Genomic DNA, 24504 nt, shown 5'->3' with positions numbered 1-24504 from the left:
GAGATAATTAATCAAAGACTTTTTCTGCTGTTTTTACCAAATCATCACTTAAACTAACACCCTGCTCAGCAGCGGCTTTCTTATTAAGATGTAGTGAAAGGTTTTTAGACGTTTCAAATGCAATAGTACCCGGTGCCTCACCTTTAAGGACACGAGAAACAATCACCCCAGCCTGCTCACCGATATTAAAGTAGTTAAGACCTAAAGCCGCAATCGCACCACGCTCGACACTCGATGTATCTGATGCAACCAATGGGATATCTGCTTCATTACCTACTTTAACTAAAGCCTCATAGGCAGATACCACATTATTATCCGTCGTCGTGTAGATAACATCAACCTTACCAATAAGACTACGTGCAGCAGAACTTACATCAACAGAACGTGGCGCAGAGGCTTCAACAAGTTCCATTCCTTGAGTCGCTAGCGTCTCTTTTAATTGCTTAACGACAACAGCCGAGTTTGCTTCGCCTGGGTTATATACAACACCGACTTTTTTGGCATTAGGTACCACTTGCTTGATGAGATCAATTTGTGGTTGTAATTCAAGAATGTCAGATACGCCAGTTACATTAGTGCCCGAGGGCTCTTTTGCTTTGACAAGTTGTGCTGCAACAGGATCTGTAATGGCTGCAAATACCACAGGGATAGTTTTTGTGGCGGCCACGACCGCTTGTGCTGAAGGCGTTGCAATCGCTACAATGGTATCAGGCTTTTCACCGATAAATTGACGAGCAATCTGCGCTGCTGTACCGGTATTACCCTGCGCGCTTTGATATTTTACCTTGAGGTTCTTACCTTGGACAAAACCCTCTTTCTCTAGTTGTTTAATAACACCATCACGCACAGCATCTAAAGCAGGATGCTCAACAATCGCTGTAATTGCCACAAATTTATCTTGTGCTAAGGCAGTACCAGCTGCACTCATTCCAAGAACAACAGCCAATGCTGATAATTTAAATTTTTTAAGCAACATAATCTACTCCTAAAACTAAATAAATTCGATTAAACCAGGCAAATTCAGCATTCACCACATTATTTCCGACAATATAACGGCTTTTAAACAACTAAAAAATTAGGGTAAACCTTATTTTTTATGGCGTTCTTCTCCATCTGAGGGATAATCATCTGCGCCATCTCTACAGCCTCTAGTTCTGTATGTCGTTGTAATACACGAGCACGAGCAAGTAAATCCTCTTTATTCACTTGTAAATGGGGGCCTTTAAAGGCTAGGACAATACGATTACCATCTTCTGTCTCATCAAATATTAATACTCTCTGAGAAAAAGCTTTTTGGATATGTTTAATATTCTTACGATAACTAGGATGGTGTCCAAATAAATTAACCACTAAAACCCCGTAATCGCCTAAAACACGATAACAGTTCTCATAAAACTCCAATGAGTCTGCCACAGGCCCCTGTGCCGTATAGTCATACAAATCCACTAATAATACCTGTGATTGATGATGATTTTGCTCATTGGCCACCCATAATTGTGCATCTTCGTGGGTGATGGATAAACGCTTATGTTGTCGAGGCAATTTAAAAAATTGATGACAAAAAGCAGTTACAGTCGGATTCCATTCCACACAATGAATATCGGCTTTTGTATGCTTGAGGCAATATCGTGTCAAAGATCCTGCCCCCAAACCTAACATATCAATTCGTTTAACCGATGCTGTTTCTAAAAAAAGTAACCACCCCATCATTTGGCGGGTATATAAAAATACTAAACGAGATGGATTGGATACCTGCATGGCGCCTTGAATCCAAGGACTATCAAAATGCAAACAGCGCACGCCATCCATTTCTGATAGAGTGGGCATATCTCGTTCGGCATCAGGCGCTGTTTTTTGCATCTCTCTAGACTCTCTCGAAAATTGCTGCAATACCTTGGCCTCCTCCAATGCACATTGTAACCAGTGCATAGCGGCCTTGAATACGGTGTAGTTCATAAATTGCTTTAGTGGTAATAATTGCGCCAGTTGCCCCGACAGGGTGTCCTAAGCCAACACCACTACCATTAGGGTTAACTTTAGCCGGATCAAAACCAAGCGCTTTGCTAACTGCTAATGCTTGTGCCGCAAAGGCCTCATTCGCTTCAATAACATCCATATCTTCGACTTTTAAGCCGGCTTTTTCGAGCGCTAACTTAGTTGCAGGAACTGGACCAATCCCCATGATTTTAGGCTCTACCCCAGCATGTGCATAAGCAACAAGACGTGCAAGAGGTTTAACTCCTTTCGCTTTGACAGCCTCACCACTCATCAATAATACAGCAGCTGCACCATCATTAATACCAGAGGCATTACCTGCGGTGACCGTGCCATTTTCTTTGACAAAAACGGGTTTGAGTTTGGCCAAACTCTCTAAATCAACATCTCGGCGTGGGTGCTCATCCGTATCAAACACCACTTCGCCTTTACGTGTTTTGAGCATAATCGGCACGATTTGCTCTTTGAAATAGCCTTTATCAATCGCATTTAAGGCTCGAGTATGTGATTCATACGCTAATTTGTCTTGTTCTTCACGGCTGATATTGTACTCACACGCCAGATTTTCGGCGGTCACACCCATATGAATTTTATTAAAGGGGTCATGCAGGGTACCTAACATCATATCTTGTAGCATAGCATCTCCCATACGAGCACCAAAACGTACCGCTGGTGCAATGTATGGTGCACGACTCATACACTCTACACCCGCCGCTAATGCCACATCCGTATCGCCTAATTTAATCGCTTGAGCCGCACTCACGATAGCTTGTAAACCTGAGCCACAGAGACGATTAACATTAAAAGCAGGTGTTGAGATATCAACCCCTGCATTAATTGAGGCAACGCGCGATAAATATAAATCCGTCGGCTCCGTATTAATCACTTGCCCCACAACAACATGTCCTACATCTGATGGTGCAACTCCCGCCTTTTCTAAAACAGCCTTCATTACTGCGGTACCTAACTGATGAGGTGCAAAATCCTTTAAAGCACCCCCAAAAGAAGCAATCGCTGTACGCATAGCAGATACAACATAAACCTCAGACATTAACATCTCCTTTGACAAATAGATATACAATAATAGTTTTCTAAAAACAGTATAACCGTTCACGCCTAAATTTTAAATATGAAAATTGCTAGTTGGAATGTAAACTCTTTGTCCGTTCGCTTAGAACAAGTCATTGATTGGTTAAATAGTAGCCAAGTCGATGTGCTTTGCCTGCAAGAGTTAAAGATGGAAACACATAAATTTCCAGAAGAAGCCTTTAAAGCGATTGGCTATCATGCCGCCTGGTCAGGACAAAAAACCTACAATGGCGTGGCAATTTTAAGTAAAATAGCACTTAACAATATCCAAATTAATAACCCGCTCTATGCAGATGAACAGCAACGCCTTATCGCTGCCGATATTGAAAAAGCTAATGGTGATATAGTGCGTGTCATTGGCGTATATTGCCCCAATGGTAGTTCATTAGAGAGTGATAAATTTGCTTATAAAATGGCGTGGTTTGAGGCATTACAGCATTATATTAAAGCTCAACTGACGCAATACCCTCAATTAGTACTGACAGGCGACTTTAATATTGCTCCCGAAGACCGAGATGTTCATGCTAAATACTCAGGTGATATCCTTGTTTCTCCTGCAGAGCGTGCTCATTTTCAAGCCTTATTGAATCTAGGTATGAAGGACTCTTTCCGTTTATTTGAACAAGAAGAAAAAAGCTTTAGCTGGTGGGATTACCGACAATTTGGCTTTAAACGCAATGCAGGTTTACGGATTGATCATCTGTTGATTTCGGATGCGCTCGTGCCACATTGTATTGCCAGTACGATTGATAAAGCCCCTCGAGGCAATGAGCGACCGTCTGATCATACGCCGGTGGTGGTGGAGATTGTTTAGACATAGAAAAAGCCGTTTGATGTCGTAAAAGCACTTTTACATGACATTGATTTTTAGTCCAAAAGAAATCCCCAGACAATCTGGGGATTTTGTTATTAGTGCAATGATATTTTAATTATTATTCACCATCTAAAATACGACGCTCGACTGTCTGCGCATCGCTAACGCTCTTCATTGGTACATGTAAAATACCGTTGCTATTGCGTGCATCAATCTTTAAGATAGAGATGAGTTCATTGTTTAACGTCACGATTAAGCTTTTACCCACATTTTTTGCAGTCAATGCGGATAATTTTTGAGCCCCAGCTTGAGAGAATACTAAATTCACATATGGATTATTACTCTCATCTAAGACGGCCAGTGTATTGCTTAAATCTGTATAGACCAATGTTTGTGTCGGATCCACATAAACTGTACGCCCTTTTTGAGTCACTTGCGTATAACCTGACACCTCTGATGTTGCGCCTACATAAATAACTAATGAAGAGCTAACCTTTTGCTGAGATGGTTTTGGCGTCGGCGCTTTAGTTTGGGTTTGATTTGGCGGTGGTGCTGTTGGAATATCTGACGGCAAGCTCGACGATGCGGTAGAACCTGATGTAATTCCCATAACTCGATCAATCACTTGACAACCTGAAAGAACAGTGACAAGACCTAAACAGATACTTAAACGACTAAGACGCATAACTTTTTCCAACGATAGACAGAAAACAAGAAAAATAAATACTACTAAATTGCTAAACAATTCGCTAATAACTTAACATTTTATTAGAAATGACCAAGCGTGATAACAACATATTCGTGATTATCACGCTTTTATTGCAACAAATTACTTCAAACCTAAATACCAAAAATGATTGTCTCTTATAAAAAACGTTCAAATGGTTTTAGATAACGCCATTGCCCCTGTGGTAAATCCGCCAAAGTAACATTCCCCATACGAACACGTTTAAGTCCAACCACTTTTAGACCTACCATTTCACACATACGTCGAATTTGTCGCTTGCGTCCTTCCCATAAGATAAAACGCAATTGGTCATCATTAATCCATTCAACCTCTGCCTCACGTAAAGGCTGTCCATCTAGACTAAGACCGTGATTTAAAAGTTTTAAGCCATTGCTAGAGGTTTTGCCCTCTACACGGACGATATATTCTTTTTCGACATCAGAATCCTCTCCGATGAGTTGCTTAGCAATGCGTCCATCTTGAGTCAACACTAACAATCCCTGAGACTCAATATCTAATCGTCCCGCTGTCGCTAAGCCTTTAAGATGATTGGGGTCAAATTTATTATGTGCACGGTCAAATTGACGATCAGGCGTAATCAAAGACACCGCAGCCTTATAGCCTTTTTCTGGTTGCGAGGATACATAGCCCACAGGCTTATTTAAAATAATGGTGGCTTGCTGAGCCTGTCTGGCTAAGGCTTGTTTATCAAGGGTTACTTCTTGATAGGGAAAAACCTTTGTACCTAAGGTCGCTACTTTACCATCTACTCTCACCCAGCCTCGCTCGATAAAAGCATCCGCCTCTCGACGAGAGCAAATGCCTTGCTCGCTTAATATTTTAGAAACTCGAACTTTTTCCATCATTATTTTTCAATTAAAATTTAGTTATAAAAAGAGGTATATCTATACGCTCTCAACACCATACGCCTATTATAAACGAGGATGACAGCCCCATGAGTGTATCTATCTTACAAAATCTCTGGAAAAGCACTCCACCCAGTTCGCTCAACCATTTACAAAAATACTGGTTAAACCGCTCAGGTGCATTAACAGCAGGACTACGTCAATTAGGTAAGGTAAAAATCCATATTCTGAACGAGTCTCCCAGCCCAATGTGCGAAGAAGACAAAATTGCCCTACAACAACCGCACACTACGGTCATTTGGGTAAGAGAAATAGTGATGAGTATTAATGATTTACCTTGTGTCTGGGCTAGAAGTATAACACCAATCCAAGCCTCTCAGTCTGTTTGGCGAGGGATTCGCCATTTAAATACACGCCCTCTCGCTGAAATCCTCTATGATGATCCGCGTATTATCCGCAGTCACTTTGAAGTAAGCCGTATCCACCCAGCATCTGTGCTTTATCCAGCACTACAGCGCTATTTCCCAGAACAAGTCCATCAAGCCCATTATGCCCGTCGCTCTATTTTTTATAAAAATGCACTACCTTTAATGGTGACAGAGTGTTTTTTACCGAGCTTTTGGGCATTACCTAATTTGCAAAGGGTGTAACAACAAAAGGGATAGATAAAATCCATCCCTTTTTACCCAGAAATTATAGCGTACTACTTACAGTTATAAATCACTATAATGCTTGTTCGTTCATCTCGCCAGTACGAATACGGACAACTTGCTCAACATTCGTCACAAAAATTTTGCCATCACCAATTTTACCGGTACGCGCTGCGCGGACAATCGTTTCAACCGCCGTTTCGACCAAATCATCATTGACCACCATTTCGATTTTGACCTTAGGTAAAAAATCGACCGCATATTCTGCACCACGATATAGCTCTGTATGCCCTTTTTGACGCCCAAAACCTTTTGCTTCCGTGACGGTTAGACCATTAATACCAACCTCGTTAAGTTCTTCACGCACTTCATCTAATTTAAAAGGTTTAATAATAGCAGTAATTAATTTCATCTTATCCTCGTTTAATATCGATATCCATTTGTAATCGGTGCACGCCAATCGCGACCAAATGCTCGACGGGTAATTTTAGGACCCGGCGCACCTTGGCGACGTTTATATTCATTGATTCTCAATAAGCGTGCAATTTTTTCCACCTCTTCGGCCTTAAATCCTGCCGCAACAATCTCTTGACTCGACTGATTAAGCTCCATCATGCGCTCTAAAATGGCATCTAATACATCATATTCAGGCAAGCTATCTTGGTCTTTTTGATCCTCGCGTAACTCTGCACTCGGTGGGCGCGTAATAATACGCTCTGGAATGACACGACTGATACTATTACGCCAAATCGATAGACGATAGACCAAGGTTTTGGGAATATCTTTTAAGGTGGCAAAACCACCCACCATATCGCCATAAAGTGTGCAATAACCTGTCGCTAACTCTGACTTATTGCCTGTCGTGAGAACCAATGAACCAAATTTATTTGAAAAAGCCATTAATAATACACCCCGTGTACGTGCTTGAATGTTTTCTTCGGTGGTATCACTAGCAAGACCTGTAAAACTTGGTGCTAAAGCCTCTAAAAATGCATTAAACATCGGTGCGATGGCGATTTCGTCATATTGGACATGAAGCCATTTTGCCATTTCTGCCGCATCATTGACAGAAATATCCGCGGTATAACGTGAAGGCATCATCACCGCACGCACCTTATCTGCGCCTAAGGCGTCCACCGCAATCGCCATGACAACAGCAGAATCAATGCCCCCTGATAAGCCTAAAACGACCGTCTTAAAACCATTTTTACGGCAATAATCGCCTGTTGCTAAAACTAATGCTCGCCAAACCTCTGACTCTAATGGCTCATCCGCATTTTTTAGCATGCTTTGACCCATTGCTGCTGGTTGTTGCTCGACTAAACTGATCGCGGTCCTAAACGCAATACCTGATGCCCCTACCTCATAAATACCTAAAGCACTGACAAAAGCATTTAACTCACCTATCGCATTACCTTGTTCATCTACTGCTAATGAGCTACCATCAAAAACCAACTCATCTTGCCCACCGACCAAATTACAATAAAATGTATTCATACCGTGGGTACTGACATTTTGGCGTAATACTTCGATACGTTGCTCATCCTTATGCATCGTATAAGGTGAGGCATTTAATACCAATAAGGTCTGTGCTTGTTGTGCTTTAGCCTGTGTGGCTACCTCAGTCAACCAGACATCCTCACAAATAGCGATAGCAAAACGATGCCCCTTATAATCAAAAGTAGATGCTTGTGAGCCAGCTGTAAAATAGCGATGTTCATCAAAAACACCATAATTGGGTAAAGCTTGTTTGTGATAAGTCTGTACAATCTCACCATTGATAATCAATGAGGCAGCATTATAAAGCTGTCCTTCTACCTCATCCAAATGCCCCAATAATATGCGCAAACCTTGTAAACCACTCACTTGAGTTAGCACACTTTGTAAAGCTGCTTGATGCTCTTGCAAGAACTGCGGTCGGTACATCAAATCTTCTGGTTGATAAGAGGTAAGCGCTAACTCAGGAAACACCAAGATTTCCACTCCTTGTTGATGAGCTTTGCTTGCTGCATCTACAATCAAGGCGATATTGTGCTGAAACGCCCCTACAGTCGGGTTGATTTGGGCTAAACCAATAGAGATAGATAAAGACATAAGTAAAAACCTAAACAAGACGTATAAATTATCACATATCTAAAGCATACTTTGCGCGAATTCATTATAATTGAGGCTAAATTTATACAGTCTTTTAAAAGGTAAGTCATGAGTACAACGCAAAATCAATTCGATAAAAAAAGCGAGGCATGGTCAGCTCGCTTTTCTGAGCCAGTTTCAGAGTTAGTCAAACGTTATACGGCTTCTATTTTCTTTGAAACACGACTCGCCCCATTTGATATTCAAGGCTCTCTTGCCCATGCGGAAATGCTTAGCCATGTGGGTGTTATTTCAGCACAAGATTATGCGGATATTCAAAAGGGTATGGCGCAAATTATCGATGAGATTAATCGCGGTGAATTACAATGGCAATTAGATTTAGAAGACGTTCACTTAAATATCGAAAAGCGTCTCGTTGAGCTGATTGGTGATGCAGGTAAGCGTCTACATACAGGGCGTTCACGCAATGACCAAGTAGCGACCGATATTCGTCTATGGTTGCGTGCCGAGATTGATACTTCTGCTGAATTATTATTACAGTTGCGTAAGGCACTTGCCACAATGGCACTAGAGCATCACGCTACGATTATGCCTGGATTTACGCACTTACAGGTAGCACAGCCGGTCACTTTCGGTCACCACCTACTCGCCTATGCGGAGATGTTTGGTCGCGACTATCAGCGCCTAATGGACTGCCGTAAACGTGTTAATCAATTACCTTTAGGTGCAGCTGCTTTAGCAGGGACATCTTATCCGATTGATCGTGAGCGTGTTGCCAAAACTTTAGGTTTTGACGGTGTGTGCCGTAACTCCCTAGATGCGGTTTCTGATCGTGACTTTGCCATTGAGTTTTGTGCAGCAACAAGCCTAGTCATGACCCATATTTCTCGACTATCTGAGGAATTAATCTTATGGATGAGTCCTCGTGTGGGCTTTATTACGTTAGCTGACCGTTTCTGCACAGGCAGTTCAATTATGCCCCAAAAGAAAAACCCTGACGTGCCTGAGCTTGCTCGTGGTAAAACAGGTCGCGTAAATGGTAATTTAATCGGCCTACTCACCTTAATGAAAGGTCAGCCACTCGCCTACAACAAAGATAATCAAGAGGACAAAGAAGGTCTTTTTGATTCTGCGGATACGCTACGCGATACATTGACTATCTTTGTGGATATGGTCGCAGGTATCAAAGTAAAAGAAGACAATATGCGTGCTGCTGCCCTGCAAGGCTTTTCGACTGCCACAGATTTAGCAGATTATCTGGTGAAAAAAGGCCTACCATTCCGTGATGCGCATGAAACCGTTGCTTTGGCCGTCCGTGAATGCGAGCAAAAAGGCATTGATTTAGCCGATTTAAGCCTTGCTGAACTTAAAGCCTTTAATAACGCTATCGAGGAAGATATTTTTAAAGTCCTTACACTAGAGGGGTCGGTATCGGCTCGTAACCATATCGGTGGTACAGCCCCTATTCGCGTTAAAGCAGAAGCTGAGCGTATTTTGGCGGAATAATCAGCGTATAGTTCGTTTAGTCAATATAGTAGAATATATTGCTCATTATTGCTAAAACCAATAATTATCAGTAAAATAGCTTTTAGGAGAAATAGCGGTGGTTTCCCTACCGCCCACCTTGGCAAATTCGGTTGCTTTAGGTGCTTAGTTATTAATAAGCGTTATGGCTTAGTAATAAAACTAAGATGATGATAATTACTAACTTGGTCAGCATTATCGTCTCCTAGGATTGCCACCACTTCGACTTAGGTCGGTGGCGGTAACCTACCTAGCAGGGTGTTGTCGCACCCTGTCAGGTAAACACAGTATAGCAGTACAATAAAAAGCAGCCTATTCCCCGAATACGCTGCTTTTTCCTTTTTGATGACTAAACCCTCGCAAAAGGCTGATATTGGCTAGGTTTCAAAAAATAGTGAACTAGGACAAAAATAACCTACATATAACTTTTTAAGTGAATACTTGTCTCTGATTTACTAATATTTTTAATCAAGCGAATACGTTCTAATGCTTTTCCTAGCTCTTCTAAAGAAGAAGCTCTTAACTCCACTAAGATATCCCATCGTCCATTGGTGTCATAAATAGCCGTCACACAAGGGTCTCCTCGCAAAGCCTTTACCACAGATAGTGTCATATTACCTTCTATCACAATACTTGTCCAAGCATGTACATTGGAGAGCTCATTTTCTGGTCTTAGCTCCACCGTATATCCTCGAATAATTCCCTCATCTTCCAATTTAGCTATACGATTTGTCACCGTCCCTCGAGAAACTTGTAATTTCTGTGCAAGATAAGCAATGGAATAGCGAGCATTTTCGCGTAAGAGACTTAATAAGCGTTGATCAGTCTGGTCTAAATTTTGCATGGTTTCTCATTAAATCTATCAAAATGATAAGTTAATCTATCAAAATAGTAAAAATATAAGCAAATATTATCATAATTTGCCATTTTCATTGACATAAAAATAAGCCAAACTATCCATAAGATGATGACAGCATTATGTATTTAATAAACACAATAACACCTTAATGAGGCAAACAATGAAGACCCTATCAACAACGCTTATCAGCCCACAAGATATAGCAAAAATAATTCATATCCAAGGGATAAAGGCGACCCTTGAGGGTATGTCAGATTATTTGTTGCAAGACTATCTACGTTGGCATGAATTTGATAAGACAGCACGAGTGGCTAGCTATCTGGATAATGGCGTACTCGAACTAATGCCTATTGCCTCTAAAGAACAATATAGCTTTAAATATGTTAATTGCCACCCTAACAATCCACAACAAGGTCTTTCTACGGTTTTGGCTTTTGGGGCTTTAATGCGTAATAACACAGGTCAACCCGACGTCATTAGTGAATTCACTATCACTACTGCCCTACGCACTGCAGCGATGTCTGCGCTTGTTGCCAAATATTTAGCTCGCCCAAATAGCAAACGTATGGCATTGATTGGCAATGGCTGTCAAAGTGAATTTCAGGCCTTAGCTTTCTATCACTTATTAGGTATTGATGAACTAGCGATATTTGATATTGACCGACAAGCGAGTGAAAAATTGGTAGGTAATCTCCAAGATACAGGGATTAGCATTGCTATTGCAGATAGTGTCGCCGATGCCGTCAAAGGTGCAGATATCATCACTACCGTCACTGCAGAATACTCTAAAGCCCATATCCTCACCCAAGCAATGATTGAAGCAGGTGTCCACATCAACGCTGTCGGTGGTGATAGTCCCAATAAAACAGAGTTAGACCCTCGTATTCTTGATATGGGCGATGTTTATGTAGAGTTTGAACCACAAACACGTGTTGAGGGAGAGTTACAAAACAAAGCGGTAGATTTTCCAGTTAAGCACCTTGCAGATGTCTTTAAAACAGGGAAACCTGCTCGCCTTTCTAACGAAGAAATTACCATTTTTGATTCAGTCGGTTTTGCGATTGAAGACTTTTCAGCAATTCGTTATATTCACGATGTCGCATTACGTCTAGGCTTAGCGAAACCCATCGACTTAGTACCAGATTTAGAAGACCCTAAAGATTTATTTGGGTATTTAAAATAAGGTGTCTTTAAGTCGCTATATTACAGCTAGTAGTTAAATTTAACCATTTTGTAGCCGTAATATAATCTCTGATGCAGAGCCGGGTTGGGTCAAGATGGCATTTTGCCCAGCCCATAGACTCCGAAAATCTGTTTTCCCCTGCTTTGTTGCTGCCGTATTCAGCAGACCAATGGCAAGGCTTGCCATTGGAAATGGTAGTGCATCCACATGAATCGCCCCCACGTCTTGCATAAAACGATTGGGAATGCCTCGTGCATAACCACCGCTTAATAAATTGGTGATAACCGTATGCTGCGCAGCTGGGCTTTGTAAAGCAGCCTTGTGCTCGGGAGTGATTTTAGCCTCGTTAGCTAATAAGAATGCCGTCCCAACCTGAACCGCATCTGCACCCATCGCTTTAGCATAAGCCATCGTTCTCGCATCACTGATCCCCCCTGCTGCAATAACCGTACAATTTACTGCCTTACGAATATTAGGGAGGAGTGCCAACGTCCCTACTTGCTGGCTGAGATCCTTATTTAAAAACATCCCTCGATGTCCACCTGCCTCAAAACCTTGAGCAATAATAGCATCAACGCCTTTAGACTCAAGATATAAAGCCTCAGCAACAGTGGTGGCACTAGACCAAATTTGTGCTCCTGTCGCTTTAACCGCACCTAGTAATTTATCATCGGGTAAACCAAAATGAAAACTTACAATAGGAGGACGAAATTTTTCAACCAACGAAAGACTAGCCTCATTAAAAGGCTCTCTCCCCTTTCCTTGCGGAATATCCTCAATACGTAAACCATATTCTTCAAGATAAGGGGCTAGCAAATCCAACCATCGCTGGTATTGTAAGTCACTAATCGTTGGTGTTTGATGCGCAAAAAAATTAAGATTATAAAGAGCTCTACTATCAAGCTGTGTTTGTAGCTTTTGTAATTCATTTTGCAACTGTTCAAAAGACAACATCGCTGCTGGTAAAGAACCTATTCCACCAGCACGACACACAGCAATAGCTAATTCCGCATCTTGTGCCCCTGCCATCGGGGCTTGAATAATCTTCATTCTTTGTTTGTGGATTGACGTTAGTCGTTTTCTACGCCCATATTTACCGACATACCACCTGACTTAGGCTCTTCTTTAGGCTTATGACGGTTTGCACTTAAACGATCCAAATAAGCTTGATCAATATCCCCAGTAACATAAATCCCATCAAAGCAAGACGTATCAAAGTGCTGAATGGCAGAATTGAGATCAGACACGGCTTGTTTCATGTCCTCTAAACCTTGATACACAAGACCGTCTGCACCAATTTCTTTGCACACTTCTTCTGTGCTGCGATTATGCGCAATCAGCTCGGTTTGTGTCGGCATATCAATCCCATACACGTTAGGATAGCGAACAGCGGGAGCTGCTGAAGCAAAGAACACCTTTTTTGCCCCTGCTGCTCTTGCCATATCGACAATCTCACGACTCGTCGTACCACGGACAATAGAGTCATCGACTAACAATACATTCTTATCCTTAAACTCAACACTCATGGCGTTGAGTTTTTGGCGAACAGACTTCTTACGTACTGCCTGCCCTGGCATAATAAACGTACGACCAACATAACGATTTTTAATAAAGCCCTCGCGATACTCTAACCCTAAGCGAGAAGCTAACTCCATCGCTACAGGGCGGGAAGTATCCGGAATAGGCATGACCACATCAATATCAGATAAGCGTAATTCACGTGCGACTTTATCCGCAAGATACTGTCCCATTTTTAAGCGGGCGTTATAAACGTTTACCCCATCAATAGTGGAGTCAGGACGCGCAAAATACACATACTCAAAAATACATGGATTTAAACGTGGGTTATCTGCACATTGCTCAAAGAAAACGTTTTTATCCTTATCAATATACACGGCCTCACCCGGCTCAATATCACGAATAGGCTCAAACCCAATCCCATCAATGGCTACCGACTCTGAGGCTACAATATACTCAATACCCTCAGGCGTTTCATTTTTGCCAAGACATAAAGGACGAATACCATTGGGGTCGCGGAAAGCTACCATACCAAAACCCGCAATCTCAGCAACAACCGCATAAGCACCACGAACTCGACGATGTAAGGCACGGATAGCCGTAAAAATCATTTCTTGAGGTGATAACTTTTTATCACTCGCCAATTGCAACTCATGAGCAAATACATTAAGCAATACCTCTGAATCAGAGTTGGTATTAATATGGCGGCGGTCAATACGGAAAAGCTGCTCCCGTAGCTCGTCGGGGTTCGTCAAATTACCATTATGGGCAAAGGTGATTCCAAAGGGAGCATTCACATAAAAAGGCTGTGCCTCATCAATACTATCACTAGACCCCGCCGTGGGATAACGTACCTGACCAATACCGCAATTTCCTGGTAAAGATCGCATATTACGCGTACGGAAAACATCTCGAACTAAGCCATGTGCCTTAAACATACTAAAATGATCATCTTTTGATGTTGCAATACCTGCCGCATCCTGACCACGATGTTGTAATAGCAGCAACGCATCATAGACTAACTGATTAACTGGTGATACACCTGAAATACCAACAATACCGCACATAGTAAAGAAGCCTTTAGTAAGAAAGAGAATTAATAAGGAAGATATTTAGCTATATCTGCTGATAATAATAATTTTAACTGATTAACCATATCCACAAACATAGCAGAGAATTTTGCATTTTGCCACCATGCTTGCTGAGGAAAATCCGTATACCCCAATAGAATCACGACAAGCAAAATAATAATAAGTCCACGAATTAAACCAAAAAGCAGCCCTAAACCACTATCTGCAGGACCTAGACCTGCATAAGAAATCATAGAGCTTAAGGTAAGATTGAGTAATCCCACCACTAAAAGCACCGCAATAAACACCACCGCATAAGCGACAGCGGCACTTACATAATAATTATCAAAAAGACTGAGGAACCAAGGCAATGCACTTGGCCCCCATTGTATCGCTGCATAACCTGCTGCTGCATAAGCAATGAGGGAAAAAGCCTCTTTTAAAAAACCTCGAATAAAACCGAGTAAGGCAGAACACCCTAAAACGGCTAACACAACATAATCAAATTCAGTCAAAATTAATTACCCGTAATAAAACCATTATGACCTAAACCACGTAAGCGAGTTAATGCGGCTTGCGCTGACTCTTGATTCGTAAAAGGACCGACACGCAAGCGATAGGTTTGACGACCATTGACCACGGCATTTTGAACAAAAACATTGGATACGCCTGATGAACTCAAGCGGTTACGTTGGGCACGAGCATCATCCATTGACGTAAATGAGCCTACTTGTACCGTCAAACGTTGTTTTGATGTCGATGTCACAGACTGTGGCTTAGGAAAATTACTGTTTGCACTACCCTGGGTAGCAGATGATATCGAGGTGACTTTTTTTCCTTCTAATAAAGCACGTGCAGCACTACCATCATCTGTACGTTTGACATTATCCACCTTGGCTGTTGATTTAGACTCCGCCTTAGTTTCTGCTTTGGTTATCGTTTTGATATCTGTTTTAGACTCTGATTTTGTCGCTACAGTACGTTGAGGTTCCTCTTCGACTTTAGGTGCCTGTGATTTCGTCACAGTCTCTTGTGTAGATTGAGCAACTTCTTGACGAGGAGCAACAGATTTCAGCTCTCCTGTTGGTTTAGTAGGTTTATCCACCTCTACCGCAGGTTTTGTTTGTGTACTAGCCGCTACGCTTTGAGTAGATGTTGTCTTGGGAGCTTGCGTTGCCACCGCCGGTACCTCAGTTTGAGACTCCCCCACGGCATTGGCGATACTTTGAGGAATCGCTGTACTCGTTGTTAGGCCCGCTGTATCAATCGTCCCTTGTACAGAAGTCTCAGCCTCTGTGCTTGATGTTGACTCTGTGCTAGCTACTGCTGCACCCTGCTCTGTACTTTGTACACTCACACCTGGTGCTGCTGAAATCGCAATCGTACCTGAAGCCCCTGCCTCAGCTTGTACTCCTGGTGCGACTAAAGGCGCTTGACCTGACGTAGTCACTTGATTAATAGGTTCTTCACTACTAAAAATAAAGGGGAGTATCACAGCACCTAGTGCCGCCAACACAGCAGCACCAATCAATTTGCTTTTTGCCTTATATTGCAAATCACTGTTCTCGCTAGGGCGCTCTTTATGCATTGTACGAATTTGGCGACGTTGCGGTTGGTTTGATTTGTTAAATAAACCCATAAAATCCTCTAAATACTTCCTTTAATGCTAATGGAGATACGATTAACACGCACCTAAGATTAGCGAATATGTTCTAAGACGGCAGAGACGGTTAAAAAAGAACCGAATACCACAATACGATCATTATCGTTTGCTTTTGCCCTCACTGCCTCAAAAGCCACCACTGGATTTTCAAAAATTTGCACAGTTGGTAGATTCTCATCATCTTTGGGTAAAAATTTTTCGACCAAAACAGCTAATTCCTGCGCTTTACGTCCCCGAGGACCGCTTAAATCACAGAGATACCAATGATCTATAATGCCTTTAAATTTCTGAATAACCTCGGCAGCATCTTTATCACTGAGCATACCTAATACCGCATAGGTATAAGGAAAATACGACATACTTTGTAGATTATGTGCTAATACGGCTGCCGCATGCGGATTGTGCGCTACATCTAAAATCGTCGTGGGTTGTCCCGGTAAAATCTGAAAACGTCCTGCCCATGTCACTTGTAATAAGCCCTGACGCACCGACTGCAATGGTACAGCTAAATGTGGTCGCAAGGCATCAATCGCTGCCAGTGCCGCTGAAGCATTTAATAACTGATTTGCTCCGCGTAATGCAGGATACGCTAACGCATTTTTGCGTCCAATCCGACTCGCAAATGCCCATTGTTGTTTATCACCGTCATAGTTAAAGTCACGCCCAAAGAGCCATAAATCAGCCCCAATTTCTTTGGCATAGTTAAGTAAACTCTCAGGCGGCTGAGGATCACTACAAATAGCAGGCTTGCCTGCACGATAAACATGTGCTTTTTCCAGTCCGATGATTTCGCGGTTATCGCCTAAGTATTCCACATGATCAATATCTACACTAGTGACAATAGAACAATCAGCATCGACAATATTGACCACATCTAAGCGCCCTCCTAGACCGACTTCCAGAATAGACACATCCAAACCCGCTTCTTTAAACAATAAAAAAGCAGCTAAGGTCGTATACTCAAAGTAGCTCAGGCTAATTTCACCACGCGCTTGTTCGATTGCATAGAACTTGGCAACAATTGCCTCATCGGACGCATTAACCCCATTCAGACGAATGCGTTCATTAAAATCAATCAAATGAGGCGATGTATAAAGCCCAACTTGATAACCAGCCGCAAGATAAATTGCCTCAAGCATGGCACAGGTAGACCCTTTACCATTGGTTCCTGCAACCACAATTTTAAAACCAGACCAATCATGAAGATTTAAGCGTTCAGCCACCGCCTTAACACGGGTAAGTCCCATGTCAATACTTTTGTGATGAAGATTTTCAAGATAAGATAGCCACTCTTTGAGCGAGTGGGCAAGCGTAGGAGCAGACATAAAAAAAGCTGTGTCAAATAAAGGGTTTATTTTAACACAGCTCCTGATGAAAAAATCAGTTATTTATGGCATTTTGTACAGCCCAACATCCGAGATAAAGTATTATCTTTAACTATAAACTGATGATAAATCACACCTAAAATATGTAAAGCAATCGCTGCTATCATAATAGGAACTAAAAGCTCATGAATATTTGCCGCCATTTCAGACACATCCTCATTAATAGCCGCTGGACGACCATTAAGCATATTCATCGGAAAAATTTCAGTCCCAAACACTTGTAAACCTCGCCCTCCCATCGCAGACATTACCATACCACTTAGTGGGAATAATACTGTACCTAACAACAAAATCCAATGCACTAAACGCGACAATATCTGTTGAAAAGTAGACGTAGAACCCAATGCAGGAAGAAATCCTTTGAGTAGACGCAATAATAAACGCCATACAACAAAAACAAAAATTAAAATACCGACTGACTTATGGGTAGACATCAAGTGATAAGCTTCATTTTTATTAATATAAAGCCCCAAACAAATCATACCAATCATCACAACTGCAATTAACCAATGCAATACAATGGCTACCTTTCCGTAACCTTGTGCAGAATTGCTCATAAAACCTCTCTTTAGCTATTTTCTATCAAAACACGGATAATTTGTCGTTATATACATTTACTTTCTTACAAAATAAAACAACATCATCAAATTATCATCATTTCATTATTATAAAATAGCCCAATAAGAATTATTGTTAAATAATGAAAAACAAATGATTCTATATATTACTCATGTGATTTTACTTTGCCTTATGCCACACGGTATAATTCAACTATTTTAAATTCATACTATTTTAAGACTCATCAATCGTCATAGCCGTAGACTCGATGCCATCTTCAAAACCCTCATTTCTCTCTGTATTACCTTTTCTCGTACTACCTCCGCTTTTCTGGGCGGGTAATTTTGCTGTAGGGCGTGCCGTCAGAGAAGATATTGCTCCCTTTACCCTATCTTTTGGACGTTGGGTGATTGCACTTATTGTTTTATTGCCATTTGTTATTCACTATATACGTCGTGACTGGGGACTTTACAAAGAAAACATCACTAAAATTATCGCCGTTTCTCTTGTTGGTGTTGCTGGATTTAATACCTTAGTTTATAAAGGGCTACATAGCACAACAACAACTAACGCCATTTTATTGAACTCTTGCATTCCTGTTCTCATTATGTTGATAGGCGCTCTATTTTATCAACAACGACTTCGTTTTATCCAACTCCTTGGACTACTCATCTCTCTTAGTGGCGTACTCTCTATCGTACTTCATGGCGATTGGTCACGCCTGCTATCTTTTGCATTTAATCCGGGAGATTTAATCGTATTTCTTGCAATGATTTGTTGGGCACTCTATACACTATGGATGAAAGATATTCCTGCCAATATCGATCGTCGTGGTCTCATGGGAATACAAATTGTTTTTGGTTTAATGGCTTTGGCACCGCTTCTTATCTGGGAAATTAATCAAACGGATACGCATTCTTCTTGGAATCAAAATGCCCTATTAGCGTTAGCGTATGTTGGTATATTCCCTTCAGTTGTCGCCTATCTACTCTATACCATAGCCGTACAAAAAGTCGGTGCAGTCAAGACGGGCTTATCTATTCATCTTATGCCTGTTTTTGGTGTATTGATTTCTGTCTTTATCCTAGGAGAAAGTTTCCAAAACTATCAGGCTATTGGGATTCTCGCTATTGCAATAGGATTGATGTTGTCGAATAACAAATAACCCATAGGACAAATTCATCCTATATCAAGCATTTATAATGCTTTGTTTTATAAAAATTTTTACCTAAAAAGGAAAAGCTAGTGCATTTCTACGAATACACTAGCTTTATTTGTACTGCTATACTGTGTTTACCTGACAGGGTGCTGGAACACCCTGCTAGGTAGGTTACCGCCACCGACCTAAGTCGAAGTGGTGGCAATCCTAGGAGACGATAATGCTCATTAAACTAGTAATTATCCTCATCTTAGTTTTATTACTAAGCCATAACGCTTATTAATAACTAAGCACCTAAAGCAAGAGAAGTTGCCAAGGTGAGCGGTAGGGAAACCACCGCTACATTCTCCTAATGTGCATTTTACTCCCAATCAACCCTTTACGCAAGATTTATACTACTTATACGCTTGCTGAATAAGGACATGATCCATCAACACCAATGCCAATAAAGCCTCGGCAATTGGGGTTGCCCGAATACCCACACAAGGGTCGTGACGACCCAATGTCTGCACAGTCACAGGCTCTCCCTTAGTATTAATTGACTGACGTTCGATACGAATACTTGAGGTAGGTTTAATGGCGAGTGATACCGTAATATCCTGACCACTAGAAATACCACCTAAAATCCCACCCGCATGATTACTTAAAAAACCGTCCGGAGTAATCTCATCACCATGCTCTGAGCCTTTTTGGGTGATGCAGTTAAATCCAGCACCAATTGATACGCCTTTAACCGCATTTAATCCCATCATCACATAAGCAATATCAGCATCTAGACGGTCATAAATAGGCTCTCCTAAACCGATAGGAACATTTTCTGCCACCACTTCGATACGTGCACCAATAGAATCCCCCTCTTTACGTAAAGCATCCATATAGGCTTCTAACTCAGGGATAACGGTGGCATTTGGGGCAAAGAAAGGATTATTTCCTACCTCGTCCCAACTCTCAAAAGGAATTTCAATAGGACCTAATTGACTCATATAGCCACGAATTTGCACACCATAACGCTCTTTAAGCCATTTCTTTGCCACAGCCCCTGCCGCTACCGTAGGTGCGGTTAAGCGTGCAGAGGAGCGTCCACCACCACGTGGATCACGAATGCCGAATTTATTCCAATACGTAAAATCTGCATGTCCGGGTCTAAAGGAGTCGCTAATATTGCTGTAATCTTTACTGCGTTGATCCTCATTTTGAATCAATAAGGCAATCGGTGTCCCTGTCGTTTTGCCCTCATAAATACCCGATAAAATTTGAACAGTATCAGGTTCACGGCGTTGCGTCACATGACGTGAAGTCCCAGGTTTACGACGATCTAACTCAAACTGAATATCCGCCTCTGTCAATACCATCCCTGCAGGACAACCATCAATCACACAGCCAATCGCTGTACCATGTGACTCACCAAAATTACTCACTGTAAAAAGCTTACCTAACGAGCTACCCGACATGTTTTCATCCTAAATTTAGTGTGTTTTTTGCTCTTGCGCTTTTTTCTTGGCTTTTGCTAAACGCTTAGCGGGTCTAACATAGAAAATAGCAAATAAAAATACCGCCAAGGCAAGAAAAAACTCTATCATACCTAAGCGTTGTGATAAGACAGAGGTATCCGAATACCATCGTGTAGACCCTTCAAGAATATAAAGCAATACCAACATTGATGACCATTGCATCGTATAAAGATTCCCCTTATACACACCATACAAAGGAAACATCAAAGGTAAAGCTTTAAGGACATAAATACTACCTCCCGGCACTAGTGGGTCTAACCACAATTCCCAAACAATACAAAGGATAAATAAAGCCAATAAAGCGATAAAAGCACCTAGGCGTAATATAGGGTTGAGTTTTAACTCGTCTGACATTGATACTGTACTCATCTGTAGAGAATATCATTCATTATACGGATTTTTTGGGTCTATCGCATTATCTTGTTATACTTTGACTTGTCATTTATTAATTTTTTCAAATTTAAAGCGATGCACGATAAAGATACCGAACATCTTAACGATATTCAAGAGAACCAAGAACAAGCTGAAGAGGATCAGGTCCAACAAAATGCTCGCCCTTATTTTAGACAGGCCGTTGTGACCGCTTTTCACCGTTTATCAGATGATAATTTAACGCAGGTCGCCGGTAGTTTGACTTATACTACCGTATTGGCTGTCGTCCCACTCTTAGCCGTCATCCTCTCTTTGTTTACTGCCTTCCCTATCTTTAAAGAACTGCAAACTGAGTTGGATCATTTTCTGGCTAATAATCTTATGCCAGAAGCAATGTCCGACAGCATTATGACCCATTTAAATGGCTTTGCCGAAAAAGCCCGTAATATGACTGCCATTGGTGCTGTCTTTTTAATGATTACCTCTATTTTGCTCATGAAAACCATTGATGAGGTGCTTAATAAAATTTGGCGCGTACAAAAACAACGCCCTTTAATGACGCGAGTCTTAATCTATTGGGCCATTCTGTCCGTCGGTCCCTTTATGCTCGCTGCGAGCATTTGGGCAAGTACTTTTGTCGCACGAGCCAAATTAGGCTTTGGGGTAGATATCAGTATTGTTCAAAATATCTTTGCGACAGTCTTCCCTACTCTCCTGTCTTTTATTGGTTTTACCTTGCTCTACTATATCGTGCCTAATCGTCGTGTCTACCTACGCGATGCGATGATTGGCGCTGCCATTGCCGCCGTGCTTTTTGAAGCCATGAAAAATGGCTTTGCTTTTTATATTACGCAATTTCCTTCTTATACCGTTATTTATGGCACATTTGCCACTATTCCATTATTTTTACTTTGGATTTACCTCTCTTGGCTAGTCATTTTATTTGGTGCCATTATTGCTTCTATTGCGCCACAAATCCGCTTTGGGCATATTGAAACGAGTGATAAAGCAGGTGCCGATTTTGTACAAGCCATTCGTTTATTACGTATTTTGGCAGAAAACAGCAATAACAACCCACCCGGTAAAAGCACACAATATTTACAAAAAAATATGGGGGGCAATAGTACACATACCCTTTATGTCCTCGAACAATTAAGCTCTCTCAGTTACATCGTGAATACTCAAGGCAAACGCTCTGAACGCTGGGTACTTGCTAATACCACAGACAAACAGCTATCGGCATTAAGTGATTTATTTTTACTTAACCCCGAAATAGATCAAGCGATGGCGGATGATAAAATTCGTAGTGCGATGAGTCGTTTAATCTTAAAAGAAAATGTTGAACTCAAAGAAGTCCTTTAATAACCCTTTAAAAACCTGAGTTGATAATTTCCTTTTATTCGTGTACATTGAAGGAATACGTGATTTTATGGGATAGACCATGCTAAAAGTTAATGAAATTCTCCGTGTTAAAGGTGATGTCCTTTACACTATCACACCAGACGCAACTGTCGAGCAAGCCATTCAGATAATGAGTGAGCAGGATATTGGTTCTCTCGTGGTTTTAGAACATGGTGAACTCGTTGGCATGCTAACTTTCCGAGAAATTATGCGCTGCCTCAATCATAAAAAAGACATTCATTCAGCGACCGTTCGCAGTATTATGGATGACCACCCTGTGAGTGTGACGCCCAATACCGAGGCAACCGAGGTACAACGTCTTATGCTAGAACTACATGCACGCTATGTCCCTGTGATGGACGGTCCTACCCTATTAGGCGTGATTTCATTTTATGATATGGCACGTGCTTTATTAGAAATGGAGCAATTTGAAAACAATATGCTTAAAGCCTATATTAAGCATTGGCCCGACGACAAAACTGAAGCAGATGAATAAAAACCCTCTCTTCATGCTCTGAACACTATAATATCTGAACACTATAATTCATCTAAAAAAATTACCTCTGCTTTGTTAAATTATGCAGAGGTAATTTTATAATCTTTTAAATAGCTTGTATCGCCTATCTTTAAATCAACTCACTTTGGGTACGATAAGCTCCACCATCACTCTCATAATCTCGTTCTGTTCCTACATCTAATGAGACAGTCCCCACAGGGACACAACAACAAGGTAACACCTCGCCATTGGCAACATAGGCGAGTGGTTCAGACAGATATTCAACTTCCCCACTTAGCATACGCGTACGACACGAGCCACAATAGCCCGAACGGCATTGGTACTCTACCACATGTCCCGTCCGTTCTAAACCCTCTAACAAGGTCTCTCCCGCATGCAAAACAAGACTACGTGAGCGCGTAATGACTAAACTCATAAATCAAACTCTTCAAAGTCGTCCGTATTGACTTCAGCGTCAATTTGACCCACTAAGTACGAAGAAATTTCTACCTCTTGAGGTGCGACTTGAACATTGTCCGAGGTCAGCCATGCATTAATCCATGGAATTGGATTTTGCGTAGCACCCGGGAATGCTGGTTGTAAACCGACAGCTTGCATACGGATATTGGTAATATATTCAACATATTGCACCAAGATATCCTTATTCAAACCAATCATTGAGCCATCGCGGAACAAATACTCCGCCCATTCTTTCTCTTGCTCGGCAGCGACCTTAAAAAGATTAAAACATTCTTGTTCTAAATCACGTGCCACATATTCCATTTCAGGGTCATCCACCCCACTTCGAAGAATATTCAGCATGTGCTGCGTACCGGTAAGATGTAACGCCTCATCACGTGCAATCAGTTTAATGATTTTCGCATTACCTTCCATCAGCTTACGCTCAGCAAAAGCAAATGAGCATGCAAAACTCACATAAAAACGAATCGCTTCTAAAGCATTGACCGCCATTAGACATAGATAGAGTTTTTTCTTAAGCTCATATAAGCTCACACGAACCTCTTGACCATTGATAACATGCTTACCCTCACCAAAGCGATCATATAGCTGAGTCAATTGGATAAGGTCATCATAATAACGAGAGATGTCTTTAGCGCGAGCTAAGATATGTTCATTGCTCACAATATCATCAAAAATCACGCTAGGATTATTGGTGATATTACGAATAATATGTGTATAAGAGCGCGAGTGAATCGTCTCAGAAAACGCCCACGTCTCAATCCATGTCTCTAGCTCAGGGATAGACACCAAAGGCAATAAGGCCACATTTGGACTACGCCCCTGAATAGAATCCAATAATGTCTGGTACTTTAAGTTACTAATGAAAATATGCTTTTCATGGTCTGGTAAACTAGCATAATCGATACGATCTTGAGAAACGTCAATCTCTTCTGGTCGCCAGAAAAATGAGAGTTGCTTTTCAATCAGCTTCTCAAAGGTTTCGTATTTTTGTTGGTCATAACGAGCCACATTGACACTTTGCCCAAAGAACATTGGCTCTTTTAATGGGTCATTAGGTGTTTGGCAAAAAGTACTATAAGACATCTTC

25 protein-coding genes are annotated in these 24504 nt (G+C 41.4%); 7 read left to right on the top strand and 18 right to left on the bottom strand.

The features are described from left to right. Positions 1-7 precede the first annotated feature (7 nt). The 3 genes from HKX39_RS04365 to HKX39_RS04355 all read right to left on the bottom strand — a co-directional run bounded on the left by HKX39_RS04365 (position 8) and on the right by HKX39_RS04355 (position 3046). Entirely contained in the window at positions 8-979 is a 972-nt protein-coding gene (locus tag HKX39_RS04365; protein ID WP_171680282.1) for an ABC transporter substrate binding protein, read from the bottom strand. An 80-nt stretch (positions 980-1059) separates the two neighbouring features. Beyond that, positions 1060-1860, bottom strand: coding sequence for a spermine/spermidine synthase domain-containing protein (locus tag HKX39_RS04360; protein ID WP_171680091.1), 801 nt, complete (start codon positions 1858-1860; stop codon positions 1060-1062). A gap of 4 nt (positions 1861-1864) precedes the next feature. Then, entirely contained in the window at positions 1865-3046 is a 1182-nt protein-coding gene (locus tag HKX39_RS04355) for an acetyl-CoA C-acyltransferase family protein (RefSeq protein ID WP_171680090.1), read from the bottom strand. Positions 3047-3124: 78 nt separating this feature from the next. On the opposite strand from HKX39_RS04355, the gene xth reads away from it, so the two are divergent. Next, the gene (gene xth, locus HKX39_RS04350) at positions 3125-3898 is read left to right on the top strand and encodes an exodeoxyribonuclease III (protein WP_171680089.1); all 774 of its coding nucleotides are present in this window, start codon (positions 3125-3127) and stop codon (positions 3896-3898) included. Between the two features lie 118 nt (positions 3899-4016). Here xth and HKX39_RS04345 read toward each other — a convergent pair whose 3' ends face one another. Further along, positions 4017-4583: a SecDF P1 head subdomain-containing protein gene (locus HKX39_RS04345; RefSeq protein WP_171680088.1), complete on the bottom strand. Its 567-nt coding sequence runs from the start codon at positions 4581-4583 to the stop codon at positions 4017-4019. 179 nt (positions 4584-4762) lie between these two features. Continuing rightward, entirely contained in the window at positions 4763-5488 is a 726-nt protein-coding gene (locus HKX39_RS04340; RefSeq protein ID WP_171680281.1) for a pseudouridine synthase, read from the bottom strand. Positions 5489-5580: 92 nt separating this feature from the next. Between HKX39_RS04340 and HKX39_RS04335 the strand changes: the two genes are divergently transcribed. Further along, entirely contained in the window at positions 5581-6141 is a 561-nt protein-coding gene (locus HKX39_RS04335) for a chorismate--pyruvate lyase family protein (protein ID WP_171680087.1), read from the top strand. Between the two features lie 73 nt (positions 6142-6214). On the opposite strand, the gene HKX39_RS04330 is transcribed toward HKX39_RS04335, so the two are convergent. Both HKX39_RS04330 and HKX39_RS04325 read right to left on the bottom strand, forming a co-directional pair. Beyond that, positions 6215-6553 carry a P-II family nitrogen regulator gene (locus HKX39_RS04330; protein ID WP_171680086.1) on the bottom strand — a complete coding sequence of 113 codons (339 nt, stop codon included), beginning with the start codon at positions 6551-6553 and terminating at the stop codon, positions 6215-6217. Between the two features lie 11 nt (positions 6554-6564). Beyond that, positions 6565-8235: an NAD+ synthase gene (locus tag HKX39_RS04325; RefSeq protein ID WP_171680085.1), complete on the bottom strand. Its 1671-nt coding sequence runs from the start codon at positions 8233-8235 to the stop codon at positions 6565-6567. 108 nt (positions 8236-8343) lie between these two features. On the opposite strand from HKX39_RS04325, the gene argH reads away from it, so the two are divergent. Further along, the gene (gene argH / locus HKX39_RS04320) at positions 8344-9741 is read left to right on the top strand and encodes an argininosuccinate lyase (RefSeq protein ID WP_171680084.1); all 1398 of its coding nucleotides are present in this window, start codon (positions 8344-8346) and stop codon (positions 9739-9741) included. A 433-nt stretch (positions 9742-10174) separates the two neighbouring features. On the opposite strand, the gene HKX39_RS04315 is transcribed toward argH, so the two are convergent. Further along, a complete protein-coding gene (locus HKX39_RS04315; protein ID WP_171680083.1) occupies positions 10175-10603 on the bottom strand; it encodes an Lrp/AsnC family transcriptional regulator in 429 nt (142 codons plus the stop codon). Positions 10604-10778: 175 nt separating this feature from the next. On the opposite strand from HKX39_RS04315, the gene HKX39_RS04310 reads away from it, so the two are divergent. Next, complete coding sequence (locus HKX39_RS04310) at positions 10779-11801, top strand: ornithine cyclodeaminase (RefSeq protein WP_246226026.1); 1023 nt, start codon at positions 10779-10781, stop codon at positions 11799-11801. Positions 11802-11840: 39 nt separating this feature from the next. Here HKX39_RS04310 and HKX39_RS04305 read toward each other — a convergent pair whose 3' ends face one another. Genes HKX39_RS04305 through HKX39_RS04280 form a run of 6 tightly spaced genes read right to left on the bottom strand, consistent with a single transcriptional unit; the run spans position 11841 to position 17994 of the window. After that, positions 11841-12851, bottom strand: coding sequence for an NAD(P)H-dependent flavin oxidoreductase (locus HKX39_RS04305; RefSeq protein ID WP_171680081.1), 1011 nt, complete (start codon positions 12849-12851; stop codon positions 11841-11843). Positions 12852-12871: 20 nt separating this feature from the next. Then, positions 12872-14386 carry an amidophosphoribosyltransferase gene (gene purF, locus HKX39_RS04300; protein WP_171680080.1) on the bottom strand — a complete coding sequence of 505 codons (1515 nt, stop codon included), beginning with the start codon at positions 14384-14386 and terminating at the stop codon, positions 12872-12874. 29 nt (positions 14387-14415) lie between these two features. Next, positions 14416-14904: a CvpA family protein gene (locus tag HKX39_RS04295; protein WP_171680079.1), complete on the bottom strand. Its 489-nt coding sequence runs from the start codon at positions 14902-14904 to the stop codon at positions 14416-14418. Between the two features lie 2 nt (positions 14905-14906). Continuing rightward, a complete protein-coding gene (locus HKX39_RS04290; protein ID WP_171680078.1) occupies positions 14907-16028 on the bottom strand; it encodes an SPOR domain-containing protein in 1122 nt (373 codons plus the stop codon). A gap of 59 nt (positions 16029-16087) precedes the next feature. Then, a complete protein-coding gene (gene folC / locus HKX39_RS04285; RefSeq protein ID WP_171680077.1) occupies positions 16088-17377 on the bottom strand; it encodes a bifunctional tetrahydrofolate synthase/dihydrofolate synthase in 1290 nt (429 codons plus the stop codon). A gap of 59 nt (positions 17378-17436) precedes the next feature. Then, positions 17437-17994: a cytochrome b gene (locus HKX39_RS04280; protein ID WP_171680076.1), complete on the bottom strand. Its 558-nt coding sequence runs from the start codon at positions 17992-17994 to the stop codon at positions 17437-17439. A 269-nt stretch (positions 17995-18263) separates the two neighbouring features. Between HKX39_RS04280 and HKX39_RS04275 the strand changes: the two genes are divergently transcribed. Then, positions 18264-19160 (top strand): DMT family transporter, encoded by an 897-nt coding sequence (locus HKX39_RS04275; protein WP_171680075.1) that lies wholly within the window; start codon positions 18264-18266, stop codon positions 19158-19160. A 389-nt stretch (positions 19161-19549) separates the two neighbouring features. On the opposite strand, the gene aroC is transcribed toward HKX39_RS04275, so the two are convergent. Continuing rightward, positions 19550-20605 (bottom strand): chorismate synthase, encoded by a 1056-nt coding sequence (gene aroC / locus HKX39_RS04270; RefSeq protein WP_171680074.1) that lies wholly within the window; start codon positions 20603-20605, stop codon positions 19550-19552. 15 nt (positions 20606-20620) lie between these two features. Further along, entirely contained in the window at positions 20621-21034 is a 414-nt protein-coding gene (locus HKX39_RS04265; protein WP_246226025.1) for a DUF2069 domain-containing protein, read from the bottom strand. 99 nt (positions 21035-21133) lie between these two features. Between HKX39_RS04265 and HKX39_RS04260 the strand changes: the two genes are divergently transcribed. Further along, positions 21134-22399, top strand: a complete 1266-nt coding sequence (locus HKX39_RS04260) for a YihY family inner membrane protein (RefSeq protein ID WP_171680073.1) — start codon at positions 21134-21136, stop codon at positions 22397-22399. Positions 22400-22478: 79 nt separating this feature from the next. Beyond that, a complete protein-coding gene (locus tag HKX39_RS04255; protein WP_171680072.1) occupies positions 22479-22934 on the top strand; it encodes a CBS domain-containing protein in 456 nt (151 codons plus the stop codon). Positions 22935-23064: 130 nt separating this feature from the next. Here the strand turns inward: HKX39_RS04255 and yfaE are convergent, their stop codons facing one another. Together yfaE and nrdB are read right to left on the bottom strand one after the other, a co-directional pair. Next, positions 23065-23370: a class I ribonucleotide reductase maintenance protein YfaE gene (gene yfaE, locus HKX39_RS04250; protein ID WP_171680071.1), complete on the bottom strand. Its 306-nt coding sequence runs from the start codon at positions 23368-23370 to the stop codon at positions 23065-23067. Further along, positions 23367-24500 carry a class Ia ribonucleoside-diphosphate reductase subunit beta gene (gene nrdB / locus HKX39_RS04245; RefSeq protein ID WP_171680070.1) on the bottom strand — a complete coding sequence of 378 codons (1134 nt, stop codon included), beginning with the start codon at positions 24498-24500 and terminating at the stop codon, positions 23367-23369. Before nrdB ends, yfaE begins: the two co-directional genes overlap by 4 nt. Between the last annotated feature and the right edge of the window lie 4 nt (positions 24501-24504).

Source organism: Pelistega suis (genome assembly GCF_013133795.1).
Taxonomy (GTDB): domain Bacteria; phylum Pseudomonadota; class Gammaproteobacteria; order Burkholderiales; family Burkholderiaceae_B; genus Taylorella; species Taylorella suis.
The sequence above is the reverse complement of the archived record's forward strand: the minus strand, read 5'-3'. Positions and strand labels throughout refer to the sequence as shown.

What these genes read in the sequence shown, in the direction of transcription:
- HKX39_RS04260 (WP_171680073.1), top strand. Translation starts at nt 21,134, where the DNA reads ATGCACGATAAAGATACCGAACATCTTAACGATATTCAAGAGAACCAA.
- HKX39_RS04330 (WP_171680086.1), bottom strand. Translation starts at nt 6,553, where the DNA reads ATGAAATTAATTACTGCTATTATTAAACCTTTTAAATTAGATGAAGTG.
- HKX39_RS04280 (WP_171680076.1), bottom strand. Translation starts at nt 17,994, where the DNA reads ATGAGCAATTCTGCACAAGGTTACGGAAAGGTAGCCATTGTATTGCAT.
- xth (WP_171680089.1), top strand. Translation starts at nt 3,125, where the DNA reads ATGAAAATTGCTAGTTGGAATGTAAACTCTTTGTCCGTTCGCTTAGAA.
- purF (WP_171680080.1), bottom strand. Translation starts at nt 14,386, where the DNA reads ATGTGCGGTATTGTTGGTATTTCAGGTGTATCACCAGTTAATCAGTTA.
- HKX39_RS04325 (WP_171680085.1), bottom strand. Translation starts at nt 8,235, where the DNA reads ATGTCTTTATCTATCTCTATTGGTTTAGCCCAAATCAACCCGACTGTA.
- HKX39_RS04290 (WP_171680078.1), bottom strand. Translation starts at nt 16,028, where the DNA reads ATGGGTTTATTTAACAAATCAAACCAACCGCAACGTCGCCAAATTCGT.
- HKX39_RS04265 (WP_246226025.1), bottom strand. Translation starts at nt 21,034, where the DNA reads ATGAGTACAGTATCAATGTCAGACGAGTTAAAACTCAACCCTATATTA.
- folC (WP_171680077.1), bottom strand. Translation starts at nt 17,377, where the DNA reads ATGTCTGCTCCTACGCTTGCCCACTCGCTCAAAGAGTGGCTATCTTAT.
- HKX39_RS04315 (WP_171680083.1), bottom strand. Translation starts at nt 10,603, where the DNA reads ATGCAAAATTTAGACCAGACTGATCAACGCTTATTAAGTCTCTTACGC.
- HKX39_RS04275 (WP_171680075.1), top strand. Translation starts at nt 18,264, where the DNA reads ATGCCATCTTCAAAACCCTCATTTCTCTCTGTATTACCTTTTCTCGTA.
- HKX39_RS04340 (WP_171680281.1), bottom strand. Translation starts at nt 5,488, where the DNA reads ATGGAAAAAGTTCGAGTTTCTAAAATATTAAGCGAGCAAGGCATTTGC.
- HKX39_RS04355 (WP_171680090.1), bottom strand. Translation starts at nt 3,046, where the DNA reads ATGTCTGAGGTTTATGTTGTATCTGCTATGCGTACAGCGATTGCTTCT.
- yfaE (WP_171680071.1), bottom strand. Translation starts at nt 23,370, where the DNA reads ATGAGTTTAGTCATTACGCGCTCACGTAGTCTTGTTTTGCATGCGGGA.
- aroC (WP_171680074.1), bottom strand. Translation starts at nt 20,605, where the DNA reads ATGTCGGGTAGCTCGTTAGGTAAGCTTTTTACAGTGAGTAATTTTGGT.
- HKX39_RS04305 (WP_171680081.1), bottom strand. Translation starts at nt 12,851, where the DNA reads ATGAAGATTATTCAAGCCCCGATGGCAGGGGCACAAGATGCGGAATTA.
- HKX39_RS04345 (WP_171680088.1), bottom strand. Translation starts at nt 4,583, where the DNA reads ATGCGTCTTAGTCGTTTAAGTATCTGTTTAGGTCTTGTCACTGTTCTT.
- nrdB (WP_171680070.1), bottom strand. Translation starts at nt 24,500, where the DNA reads ATGTCTTATAGTACTTTTTGCCAAACACCTAATGACCCATTAAAAGAG.
- HKX39_RS04255 (WP_171680072.1), top strand. Translation starts at nt 22,479, where the DNA reads ATGCTAAAAGTTAATGAAATTCTCCGTGTTAAAGGTGATGTCCTTTAC.
- argH (WP_171680084.1), top strand. Translation starts at nt 8,344, where the DNA reads ATGAGTACAACGCAAAATCAATTCGATAAAAAAAGCGAGGCATGGTCA.
- HKX39_RS04335 (WP_171680087.1), top strand. Translation starts at nt 5,581, where the DNA reads ATGAGTGTATCTATCTTACAAAATCTCTGGAAAAGCACTCCACCCAGT.
- HKX39_RS04310 (WP_246226026.1), top strand. Translation starts at nt 10,779, where the DNA reads ATGAAGACCCTATCAACAACGCTTATCAGCCCACAAGATATAGCAAAA.
- HKX39_RS04360 (WP_171680091.1), bottom strand. Translation starts at nt 1,860, where the DNA reads ATGCAAAAAACAGCGCCTGATGCCGAACGAGATATGCCCACTCTATCA.